This is a genomic window from Nonomuraea basaltis (assembly GCF_005893125.1).
Lineage (GTDB): Bacteria > Actinomycetota > Actinomycetes > Streptosporangiales > Streptosporangiaceae > Nonomuraea > Nonomuraea basaltis.
In genome coordinates this window covers 142,398-154,010 of the sequence record NZ_VCJS01000003.1, presented here as the reverse complement: position 1 = coordinate 154,010, position 11,613 = coordinate 142,398, and the positions used below count along the sequence as shown (strand labels likewise).

Below are 11,613 nucleotides of genomic sequence, written 5' to 3'. Positions count from 1 at the left end.
GACCGGATGCTCCTGGGGGTGAGGGACCCCGTCCCCGCATTCCCGGACCACGCACCCGATGCGTGCCGCCCGGATGCGGCGAGCACACGGGCGACCAGAACGCTCAACACCGTTCGGAGCGTTCGGCTGAGCATGAGCAACTCATGCTCAGTCCCTAGGAACGGTGGTATCCCGACGACGTCACGTCCGCGCGGGACAGGCTGGCTTACTACGCGAGCCGGTTCCCCGTGGTGGAGGTGGATTCGTCCTATTACTCGCCGCCCGCGGAGAGCACGGTCTCGCTCTGGCGCGACCGCACGCCCGCCGGATTCACCTTCGACATCAAGGCGTTCTCGCTGTTGACCCAGCATCCGACCAAGCCCGCGGCGCTGTACAAGGACCTGCGGGAACGACTCGGGGATACCACGAAGAACCTCTACCTCCGCGACGTGGACCCACAGGTGACCGAACAGGTGTGGGATCGGTTCCTGGCGGCGTTGGCGCCGCTGCACGACTCGGGCAGGCTGGGCGCGATCTTCTTCCAGTTTCCGCGGTGGTTTCCGATCGGCAAGCGCAACAAGCAGTACATCCTGGATTGCCAGGCGCGTTGCGCTCCGCTGCGGATCTGCGTCGAGTTCCGCAATCACACCTGGATGAGCCAGGAGAACCAGGCCGAGACCCTGGATTTCCTCACCTCGTACGGGTTGCCGTACGTGAGTGTGGACATGCCGCAGGGATACCCCGACTCCATTCCGCCGGTGCTCGCCGCCACTGCGGACCTGGCCGTGGTGCGGTTCCATGGTCATTCGGCGAAATGGACCAGCAAGGACGTCCACGAGCGGTTCGGCTATCTCTACAGCGAAGAGGAGCTGCGGGAGTGGGCGCCCAGGCTAAGGCGGCTGGCCGAGGACGCCGGCACGACGCACATTCTCATGAACAACTGCTATCGCGACTACGCGCAGGTCAACGCCGCACAGCTGGCTCGCCTGATCCCACGTGGGTGATGCAGCCGGCGGCCGGTCTCCCAGGGAGCTGGGCCGGCCGGTTCATGTCCTCCCTCCTCGCCTCGTGGAGGACCGGCAGCACGGTCTCCGTCGACCACGATGGCGAGCAGGCCGGCTTCACCTTGCGCCCCGTTCCAGATCCGCACGTTCCGGGTACGGCGGGCGGCATGAACACGCTCGGCATCGTGCGGGACCGGCTGCTGGCCGCCCTGGCAAGCCCGGTCACTCCCGTCGACGTACCGCGGCCCGACGGCACCTGGCCGGACATCGACTACGCGGGCGAGGACGTGGCCGACTGGCAGCCCGCCGAGCACCTGCGCCGGCTGGCGGTGCTCGCCCGCGACTCCCCCGCCGAGGCGTTACGCGCCCTGGACGGCTGGCTGGAGCTGGACCTTCACTGCCCCAACTGGTGGTACAACCAGCTCGGCGCGCCGCGGCTGCTGGGTGACGCCGCCCTGCTGCTGGAGCGGCACCTGTCCGCAGACCGGCGGTCCCGCGTGGCACGGGTGTTGCACAACCGGGCCACCTGGGAGCGGATGACCGGCCAGAACCTGCTGTGGACCGCGCAGGTCGCCATCCGCCGCGGGCTGCTGACCGACGACCTCCATGTCGTGTCCGACGCGTTCGGCCGCGTGGAAGAGCTGCTGGCCGTCGGGGAAGGCGAGGGGATCCAGCCCGATCACAGCTTCCACCAGCACGGCGCCCAGCTGTACTCCGGCGGCTACGGCCACCACTTCGCCAGGGACGCCGCCGCGCTGGCCGCCCTGGCCGCGGGGACGCCGCTCGCCTTCTCCGGCCGGGCCCTCGCCGTACTCGCGGACTACCTGCTGGACGGACAGCGGTGGATGGTGCACGGCGGGCGGTACGACATCGCCTGCATGGGACGCGAGAGCTCCAGGCGAGGCAATTCCGCACAGGCGCGCGAGCTGGCCGCGGCCGCCCGCGCCCTGGCCGACGCTCCCCGCCGGCAGGAGCTCGCCGACTTCGCCGACCGGCTGGACTCGGGAAAGCCCCTGGTCGTCGGCGCGCGTTACTTCTGGCGCTCCGACTACCTCGCCGTGCACCGTCCCGGCTGGTCGGCCGCCGTGAAGCTGTCCTCCACCCGCACCGTGCCGTCCGAGACGGCCAATGGGGAGGGCCTGAAGAGCCTGCACCTCTGCGACGGCTTCGTCCCCCTGTGGCGGACCGACCGCGAGTATCCGGAGCTGTGGCCGGTGTGGGACTGGCGGCACCTGGCCGGCACCACGACCGTCTACCGGACCGGCCCGTTGCATGTGCCCGCCTTCGGCCAGGACACCGGAGGATCCCGCTTCGCGGGCGGCCTGTCCGACGGCGAGTACGGCCTGGCCGCCATGCACCTGCGACGGGACGGGCTCGAGGCGCGCAAAGCCTGGTTCTTCTTCGCCGACGAGTACGTCGCCCTGGGTGCCGGCATCAGTTCCGGCGACCCGGACGCGCCCGTGCACACCACGATCGACCAGACCGCGCTGACCGGCCAGGTCGTCTGCGGCTCCACCATCCACGGACCAGGCACCACCGTGCACGGACCAGGCACCACCGTGCACGGACCAGGCACCACCGTGCACGGACCAGGCACCACCGTCTGCCAGGGGGCGCGCCGGCTCCACCACGACGGCGTCACGTACGTCTTCCCCGAGCCCGCCACGGTGACCATCCGCACGGGCCTGCGCCGGGGCAGATGGGCGGATATCAACCGCTCGCAGTCCGACGCCCCGCTCTCCGCCCGGGTCCTCGAGCTGTGGATCGACCACGGCGTGCGACCCGGCGACGCGTCCTACGCCTACATCGTGGTCCCCGGTGAGGCCGGCGCCCCGGAGGCGATCAGTGTGCTCGCCAACACCCCGCGGCTCCAGGCGGTACGCCACGGCGGGCTCGGCGTCGTCCACGCCGTCTTCCATGAGCCCGGCGTGCTCCGCGTGCCCGGCGGCCCGGACATCGCCGTCGACCGCCCTGCCCTGCTCCAGCTCCGCGAGGCCGGGGACCGCCTCTCCCTCTCCACCGCCGGCCCGTACGGGCACGGGGACTCCGCCGGGGTGAGCATCCATCGCGGAGGCGCCCCAGAAGTAGAACGGCCTCGATCATGAGGCGCAGCCTGGCTGTCCCGGCGGCTCCGGGCACGATCAACGCGCGGAGGCGGGCGACGGCGGCCCGATGGTTCACATGGTGGCGAGCCGGTGTCTTTCCGCGTTCATGTGGGCTTCAGCGGCCGGACATCGATCTTCGGTAGTTTCCACCCTTATCTGCAACTTTGTAGCTAAGGGATGCGTCATGTCTCGTCACCTCGTCGTCGCGCTGGCCATCGGCGCGACGCTTGCCACCGCGGTCGCAGGGCCCGCGACCGCCTCGTCCGGGCGGCAGCCGCGTGTTCTGTCCGACGTGACGCTGCCCGCGCCGGACCTGGCCGCATTCCAGGCCGGCATCGTGAAAGAGTCCAGAGGGGTCAAGCTGGGCGGCGTCGGCAGCGGCCTGTTTCCCGCCGGGCGGCGCGGCGAGTACTGGATGGTGACCGACCGCGGCCCGAACGGCGAGCCTAAGATCAACGGAGAGAAGCGGCGCACTTTCCCGGTGCCCGAGTTCGCGCCCGCGATCGTGCGCGTGGCCGTACGGCACGGCGCGGCGCGCATCGTGCAGAGCATTCCGCTGAGGAAGGCCGACGGCACGCCGATCAGCGGACTGTCCAACCAGGCCGGTCACGACGAGGCGCCCTATGGCTGGGACGCCCTGACCCAGCTCTCCTACGACCCGAACGGGCTGGACACCGAAGACCTCGTCACGGACGGGCGCGGCGGCTTCTGGCTGGTGGACGAGTACTCGCCCTCGCTCGTGCACGTCGCCGGCAACGGGCGCGTGCTGGCCCGGTACGTGCCCAAGGGCCTCGGCCTGACCGGCGCCGGCTACCCCGTGCACGAGACGCTGCCCGCCATCTTCGCCACTCGCCAGCAGAACCGCGGCATCGAGGCGCTCGGCATCTCGCCCACCGAGCGCGCCCTGTATCTGGCGGTGCAGAGCCCGCTGGCCAACCCCGACAAGAAGACCGGCAAGGCCTCCAGAGTCGCTCGCATCCTGCGGGTGGACCTGCGGACCGGGCAGCCCACCGGCGAGTGGGCCTACAAGATGCAGGATGTCGCCACCTTCGACCCGGCCGCGGAGCAGGGCGACATGAAGATCTCCGCGCTCACCGTGCTGAAGCCCGGCCGCCTGCTGCTCCAGGAACGCACCGACGCCCTGGCCCGCCTCTACACCGTCGATCTCCGCAAGGCGACCAACCTGCTCGGCGGCGCCCACGACGACCCGGCGACCACGCCGTCGCTGGAGGCGGCCCTTCCCGCGGACGTCACCGTGGCCGCCAAGTCGCTGACCGTGGACCTGGCGGCGATCGACGGGCTGCCCGGCAAGATCGAGGGCGTCGCGCTGCTCGACCCCACGACCATCGCCATCGCCAATGACAACGACTTCGGCGTCGGCTCCTTCGACGCGGACGGCCGCCTGGTGGACACCGGGGTCACCAGCCGCATCTTGACGATCCGGCTCCCCCGCCCGATCGTCTAGCTCCGCACGCACGCGGTGCGCGCCAGGAATCCTCTTCACAATTAACTTCGTCAAGATTTGAATTCCGTTCCGGGAGCATCTACGCTCCAGAGATCCGATGTCTCCACACCCCCCGGTGGTGGCCATGCCATCTCGACGGTCTCTACTGAAGGCAGGCGGAGTTCTCGCCGCCGCCACGCTCGCTCCCGGAACGGCGTCGGCGCAGGCCGAAGCCCAATCACCCGATCCGTGGCACAAGGTGCCGTACATCCTGGACAAGATCCGACCTCCTCGTTTTCCGCACCGAAGATGGGATGTCACCGCCTTCGGCGCCGTAGGTGACGGCACGACCGACTGCACGGCCGCGTTCAAGGCGGCGATCGCCGAGTGCCATCGCAACGGCGGCGGGCGGGTGGTGGTCCCGCCGGGCCGCTTCCTCACCGGCGCCGTCCACCTGCTCAGTGAGGTCGAGCTGCACGTGTCCGAGGGCGGCGTGATCGCCTTCAGCACCGACCCGAACGCGTACCTGCCGGTCGTCTTCACCCGGTGGGAGGGCACAGAGTGCTACAACTACAGCCCTTTCATCTACGCCCACGGCCAGCGGAACATCGCGGTCACAGGCAAGGGCACGCTCGACGGCCAGGCCAGGCAGGGCCCATGGGAAAGCTGGTACGCGAGCGGCGGGCCTCAGGGCGGCGACCAGCGGGCGCTGCGCAAGATGGGCGACGACGGCGTACCGGTCGAGCAGCGCGTCTTCGGGGCGGGCCACTACCTTCGCCCCGCCATGATCCAGTTCGTGAAATGTCAGAACATCCTGGTCAGCGACGTCACCATCCTCGAGCCTCCCATGTGGACCGTGAACCCGGTCCTGTCCACGAATGTCACCGTGCGCGGCATCACCGTCGTCAGCACGCTCTACAACACCGACGGCTGCGACCCCGAGGCGTCCTCATACGTGCACATCCACGGGTGCCGGTTCAACACCAACGACGACTGCGTAGCGGTCAAGTCGGGACGTGACGCCGACGGCCGCAGGGTGGGCGTGCCCAGTGAGAACATCGTCGTCCAGGACTGCTCCTTCTCCGGCCGCTGGGGCGGCATCACGGTCGGCAGCGAGATGTCGGGCGGCGTCCGTAACGTCTTCGCCGAGCGGTGCGTGATCAACTCACCGGACTTCCCCGGCAACTACCCGGTGAAGTATCCCGTCTACATCAAGGCCAGCAAGAAGCGCGGCGCGTTCATCGAGGGCGTCTACGTGCGCGGCTTCACCGGCCAGAACGTGGACCGCGAAGTGATGTTCGTCAACATGGCCTACGCCAGTAACGAGCAGGGCACGGAGCCGGTGTCGGTACGGGACATCCGGATGGAGCGGACCAGGCTCGACGGCGCCGACGCCGTGCTCAACCTCGTCGGCCTGGAGACCGACCGCCTGGTCGGGGTGCGCCTGGAGAAGTGCGTGTTCACGAACGTCGCCGGCCCGAACAAGATCGCGTTCACCGACGACCTGGTCATGCGGAAGGTCTTCGTGAACGGGGTGGAGCAATGAGGCACCTCATCGCCGCCCTGATCCTGCTGGCGACGGCCGGAGTGGCGCTGCCCGCGCGGGCCGAGGCCGACCAGGTGCGCGGATGGACGATCCTGTCCGCCAGCGACGCCGGGGCCGACGCCGTCATCGCCGCCGCCAAGCCGTACAAGATCAACCACCTGCAGCTGAGCCACGAGATCGTGCACGACCTGCGCGAGGTACGCGAGCCCGGCAAGCAGGCGGGGTGAGCGTGGAGACGATTTACCGGGAGTTCGCGGCCAAGACGTACGGAAGCCGGGCCGCGCGTGACGTCGCCGCGGCGCTGTCGAAGTCGTACGAGATCGTCACGTCGGTGCTCTACAGCCTGGGCACGAACACCGCGAACCACTCCCGGCTCGACTACGAGCCGTACTGTTCGAGCTATCACCGCAGCGTGTCAGGCAAGTGGATCGAGCCGCCCGTCACGTATGTCCGGCACGGCGTGAACAAACGGTTCCACTTCTGGATCGACGTGGTCAACCACCTGTCACCGGCCGCCTGTAAGACCGATCCCACGCTGGCCAGGGAGGCGCAGTACGTGCTGGACAGGGGGTGGGTGACTCTGGGCGACCAGATGACGCCCAGGTACCTGCACTATGTGCTCACGGAGAAGGACCATGGCGTGCGGGTGGCGGAGAGCGCGCTGCATGACATCGCCAGGGCCCGGCCGGACCTGTCGCCTGAACACTTCCAGCAGCTCAAGGCGTACTTCGAGCGGACGGTGCTGACCGCCAGGCTGCACCGGGCTGTCGCGGCGGCGTACTTCGGGTACCGGATCTATGTGCGGGACGAAGGGCAGCGGACGCGCAGGATGAAGCAGCTCATCTGGGACGGACTCGACGACGCCCAGCGCATCGCCGAACAGATCCGGACTTATCCGGTGCCGGCGGCGAGTGGCGAGTGGGACTGGGTCCGTGACGCGGCCGAGGCCGCCAAGTACCACGACCGCATCTCCAAAGGCTGGGACCGATACGGCGGCATCGCGGTCCCCCGCCCTTGACGGTTGTCGCAGACGAGCCGGCCGCCGTCCCGTGCCGTAGGAATGCCGTAAGGAATCCTTAAACGGGTTCCGCCAAGCTGAAGGCACATGGAAACGGCGGGCCGGACGGCCCGCACCGCGAGAGAAGGAGTCGCAGATGGCGAGCAGGCTGGTGGTTTCGACCTTCGTGTCGCTGGACGGTGTCATGCAGGCCCCCGGCGGGCCCAGCGAGGACGACTCGAACGGTTTCCCGTTCGGCGGATGGTTGGCCCCGCACGTGGACGAGGGGTTCAGCCGCATCATGGGCGACGTGCTCGACCGCGCCGACGGCATGCTCCTGGGCCGCAAGTCCTATGACATCCTCGCCTCGTACTGGCCCGACGTGCCCGACGAGGAGGGCGGCGCCAAGATCAACAGCATGCCGAAGTACGTCGCCACGAGGAAGCCGATGGACGCCAAGTGGCGCAACACCCAGGTCCTGGTGGGCGAGGCCGCTCAGACGGTCGCCGAGCTCAAGCAGCGCACCGAGGGCGAGATCCTCGTGCAGGGCAGCAGCGACCTGCTTCGTACGCTGCAGCAGGCCGAGCTGGTCGACGAGTACCGTCTGCTGGTCTTCCCCGCCGTCCTCGGCCAGGGGAAGCGGCTCTTCGCCGAGGGAACCGCTCCGGCCGGGCTGAAGCTCACCGGGTCGGTCACCACCGACGCCGGCGTCGTGTACGTCACCTACGAGCGGGTGGGCAAGCCCTCTCTCGGTTCCGTCGTATAGCGCCGCCGGCATCGCGCCGCGCCTTGGCGTCGACCACGCCACGGACAAGGTCCGCCGCGTGGTCGACGCCTTCCCCGCGCCTCGTCGCCGACTCCTACGCAGGTACGGTCGCCGGCTCCTCCTCCGCGGCGGTCGCCGCGACCTCCTTGCCGTCCAGGACTTTCGTGGCGCGCTCCTTGTCGATGTCGCCCTCCCACGCGGCGATGACCACGGTGGCCACCGAGTTGCCGACCAGGTTGCCGGCCGCCCGGGCCATGCCCATGAACCAGTCCACGGACAGCACCAGGACCAGGCCCGCGACCGGGATCGCCGGGATCGAGCTGAGCGTGGCGGCGAGGACCACGATGGCCGAACCGGGGATGCCGTGCGCGCCCTTGGAGGTGATCAGCGCGACGAGCAGCACGATCAGCAAATCTCCGATGGACAGCGGCACGCCGGTGGCCTGACCGATGAAGACGGCGGCGAGGGTCAGGTAGATCGAGAAGGCGTCCAGGTTGAAGGAGTAACCGGTCGGGATGACCAGGCCCACCGTGGACTTCTTGATGCCCATGTGCTCGAGCTTCCGCATGACCTGCGGGAGCACGCTGTCGGACGAGGCCGTGCCCAGCACGATCAGGACCTCCTCGCGGAGGTAGCCGATCAGCTTGAAGATGTTGAACCCGGCCAGCTTGGTCACGAAACCGAGGATCACCACGACGAAGATCGTGACCGCGACGTAGAACAGCAGGACGAGCCAGCCCAGCCGGACCAGGGCGTCCCCGCCCGAGTTGCCCGCGGTGACCGCCACCGCGCCGAGCACGCCCAGCGGGGCGAGCCTGACGATCAGCGAGACGACCTTGAACAGCACCTCGGTGACCGTCTCGATGAACTGCCCGACCGGGCGGGCCTTCTCCCCGACGAGCAGCAGCCCGCAGCCGAACAGCACCGCGAACAGCAGCACCTGGAGCACGTTGCCCTCGGCGAAGGCGCCGACCACCGACGTGGGGATGAGCCCGAGGATGAAGCCGACCGGTCCCCCTTCGGCGAGCTTGGCGGCGTTCTCCTGCTGGGTCGCCAGCTTGGCGGCGTCGAGGGAGGCCGGGTCGACGTTCATGCCCGCGCCCGGCTGGAAGACCAGGGCCAGCACCAGGCCGAGCACCAGCGCGACGGTGGTGACGACCTCGAAGTAGACGATGGTCTTGAGACCCACCCGGCCGACCCGCTTGAGCTCGCCCGCTCCCGCGATGCCCGCGACCACCACGCAGAACACCAGCGGTGTGATGACCATCTTGATCAGTGTGATGAAGCCGTCGCTGAGCGGTTTGAGCTCGGTGGCGAAGGCCGGGAAGAGCAGGCCCACCACGGCGCCGATGGCGGCTGCGATGAGGACCTGGCCGAACAGAGAGGTGACGAACCTTCGCACAGTGCTCCCTATGCCATGCGCCGCGCGGCCCCGCCACACGCACGCTGGGGGGCCGCTCCAGCGCCATTGCTTGATCGGGGGTTACGACGGATGTACGGTAGGTGACCTTCCCGTCGTGGCTAGAACCCTACGGACGGGCAAACGCGCGGTCTAGGGGACGAAACGCACTCGAAACCTCAATAACCGCGAATTAACGTATGCCAGGCCTCGTCATTCTGAACCTGACCTCCGGCACCAGGGGAAAATCGTGGCCACCCACCACGCCCGCGAGCCATGGGTGCGGACAGGCGGGTCCGGCCCGGCGGGTCATGGAGCAGCCGGTCACCCTGCCGCTACGCACTGTCGATCGGGCGGCTCTTGCGCGCATGACGTTCGCCGGTGAGGTCGATCTGCCCCTTTGTACGGGCGGACGACCATGACACCTTCGAAGGGACCGTGTCGCACCCCCACCTGGAGGAGCCGTGTGCGCGTTCCACATCATCGACCTGCGTGCCATGCAGATCCTGGACTCGCGCGGCCGCCCCACCCTGTCGGTCACCCTCACCCTGGCCGGTGGCGCGACCGGCTGGGCCGGAGTGCCCTCCGGCGCCTCCACCGGCGCGAAGGAGGCGGCCGAGCTGCGCGACGGCGATACGAGCCGGTACGGCGGAGCGGGCGTGACCAGGGCGGCGGCCCGCATCACCGGCTCGATCTTCCATCTGCTCAAAGGCCGGCCGTGGCACTCGCTGGCCGACGTCGACCATGCGTTGATCGAGCTCGACGGCACCCCCGACAAGTCCAGGCTCGGCGGCAACGCCATCGTGGGGGTGTCGATGGCCACCGCCCGTGCCGTGGCCGCCGCCCACGGGCAGCAGCTCTGGGAGTTCCTCACCCCGAACACCGTGCGGCCCCGGCTGCCGGTGCCGCACTTCAACCTCATCAGCGGCGGCCTGCACGCCTCCAACCGCCTCGACTTCCAGGATTTCATGATCGCCCCGATCGGGGCGCCGTCCATGGCCGAGGCCGTACGGGCCGGAGCCGAGATCTACGCCGTGATGTGCCGCAACCTGGCCGCGGCCGGGCGGCCGACCGGGCAGGGAGACGAGGGCGGGTTCGCGCCCGACTTCACACACCCGCGCGAGGTGCTGGCCGCGCTGGTGACCGCCATCGACGACGCCGGGTACGTCCCCGCCCGCGATCAGGTGGCCATCGCGCTGGACCCGGCCGCGTCCCGCTTCCGCCGGAGCGACGGCACCTACCACGTGGCCGGCGAGCGCCTGTCCAGCCTGGAAATGATCGAGCTGTACGCGGATCTCGCCGGCGACTACCCGATCTGGAGCATCGAGGACGGTCTCGGCGAGGACGACACCGACGGCTGGCGGCAGCTGACCGACCGGCTCGGCGAGCGGCTGCAGCTCGTCGGCGACGATGTGTTCGTCACCAATCCCGCCATCATCAAGCAGGGCATCGCCGGCCAGATCGGCAACGCGGCGCTCATCAAGGTCAACCAGGTCGGCACCGTCACCGAGACTCTGCAGGCGATGGAGCTGTGCCGCAAGCACGGGTACGCGCTGATGGTCTCCCACCGCTCCGGCGAGACCGTCGACGACTTCATCGCCGAGCTCTCGGTGGCCAGCGGCTGCGGGCAGATCAAGTCCGGCGCGCCCGCGCGCGGCGAACGGGTGATCAAGTACAACCGGCTGCTGCACATCGCCTCGCAGCGGCCCGATCTGCCGTACGGGCTGGCCGACCGGAGCTGATCACCCGATGGGCGCAGGCCGCGTGGCCGGTGAGCGGGACGCACGCTCACCGGCCACGGACGGTGCCGTTCAGCCCTTGGCGGCCTCCTCCAGGGCCTGGACGTCGATCTTCTGCATGCCCATCATCGCCTGCATGGCGCGCTGCGCCCGGCCCGGGTCGGGGTCGCTCAACAGCTCCGGCAGCCGGCTCGGGATGATCTGCCACGACAGGCCCCACCTGTCCTTCAGCCAGCCACACTGCGACTCCTCCCCGCCGTCCGTCAGCTTGGCCCACAGCTCGTCGACCTCCTCCTGCGAGGAACAGTCGACGAACAGCGAGATCGCCTCGTTGAACTTGAACTGCGGGCCGCCGTTCAGCGCGAGGAACCGCTGGCCGGCCAGCTCGAACGCGACCATCATCGCCGTCCCGGCCGGGACGGGCCCGCCCTCGCCGAAGCGCTGGACGTCCACGATGCGCGAGTCGTCGAAGAGCGAGGTGTAGAACTGCGCCGCCTCCTCGGCCTGGTTGTCGAACCACAGGTACGTTGTGATCTTCTGCATGACGCCATCCCTTCGGGGACCGTGTTCCTGTCCTGACATCAACGCGTCGAACGCCCCTCGGCCGGATCGACACGGCGGCGAAGAAATTTAT

9 protein-coding genes and 1 pseudogene are annotated in these 11,613 nt (G+C 69.1%); 8 read left to right on the top strand and 2 right to left on the bottom strand.

What is annotated here, in order from left to right:
• Positions 1-179: 179 nt before the first annotated feature.
• From EJK15_RS02375 to EJK15_RS02345, 7 genes and pseudogenes are all read left to right on the top strand, one after another.
• Positions 180-983, top strand: a pseudogene (locus EJK15_RS02375) (DUF72 domain-containing protein); the annotation flags it as partial.
• 44 nt (positions 984-1,027) lie between these two features.
• Positions 1,028-3,088, top strand: a complete 2,061-nt coding sequence (locus EJK15_RS02370) for a polysaccharide lyase family 8 super-sandwich domain-containing protein (RefSeq protein WP_206060610.1) — start codon at positions 1,028-1,030, stop codon at positions 3,086-3,088.
• 184 nt (positions 3,089-3,272) lie between these two features.
• Positions 3,273-4,553 (top strand): esterase-like activity of phytase family protein, encoded by a 1,281-nt coding sequence (locus tag EJK15_RS02365; protein WP_206060609.1) that lies wholly within the window; start codon positions 3,273-3,275, stop codon positions 4,551-4,553.
• Positions 4,554-4,677: 124 nt separating this feature from the next.
• A complete protein-coding gene (locus EJK15_RS02360) occupies positions 4,678-6,078 on the top strand; it encodes a glycosyl hydrolase family 28 protein (RefSeq protein WP_138708667.1) in 1,401 nt (466 codons plus the stop codon).
• On the top strand, positions 6,075-6,305 hold the full coding sequence (locus tag EJK15_RS02355) for a hypothetical protein (protein WP_138708666.1): 231 nt from the start codon (positions 6,075-6,077) through the stop codon (positions 6,303-6,305). The genes EJK15_RS02360 and EJK15_RS02355 overlap by 4 nt, the downstream gene beginning before the upstream one ends.
• The gene (locus EJK15_RS02350) at positions 6,302-7,096 is read left to right on the top strand and encodes a hypothetical protein (protein WP_138708665.1); all 795 of its coding nucleotides are present in this window, start codon (positions 6,302-6,304) and stop codon (positions 7,094-7,096) included. Before EJK15_RS02355 ends, EJK15_RS02350 begins: the two co-directional genes overlap by 4 nt.
• Before the next feature lie 136 nt (positions 7,097-7,232).
• Positions 7,233-7,841: a dihydrofolate reductase family protein gene (locus EJK15_RS02345; protein WP_138708664.1), complete on the top strand. Its 609-nt coding sequence runs from the start codon at positions 7,233-7,235 to the stop codon at positions 7,839-7,841.
• Between the two features lie 94 nt (positions 7,842-7,935).
• On the opposite strand, the gene dctA is transcribed toward EJK15_RS02345, so the two are convergent.
• On the bottom strand, positions 7,936-9,243 hold the full coding sequence (gene dctA / locus EJK15_RS02340) for a C4-dicarboxylate transporter DctA (protein ID WP_138708663.1): 1,308 nt from the start codon (positions 9,241-9,243) through the stop codon (positions 7,936-7,938).
• Between the two features lie 461 nt (positions 9,244-9,704).
• Between dctA and eno the strand changes: the two genes are divergently transcribed.
• On the top strand, positions 9,705-10,982 hold the full coding sequence (gene eno / locus EJK15_RS02335) for a phosphopyruvate hydratase (RefSeq protein ID WP_138708662.1): 1,278 nt from the start codon (positions 9,705-9,707) through the stop codon (positions 10,980-10,982).
• A gap of 69 nt (positions 10,983-11,051) precedes the next feature.
• Here the strand turns inward: eno and EJK15_RS02330 are convergent, their stop codons facing one another.
• On the bottom strand, positions 11,052-11,522 hold the full coding sequence (locus tag EJK15_RS02330) for a VOC family protein (protein WP_138708661.1): 471 nt from the start codon (positions 11,520-11,522) through the stop codon (positions 11,052-11,054).
• Positions 11,523-11,613 lie beyond the last annotated feature (91 nt).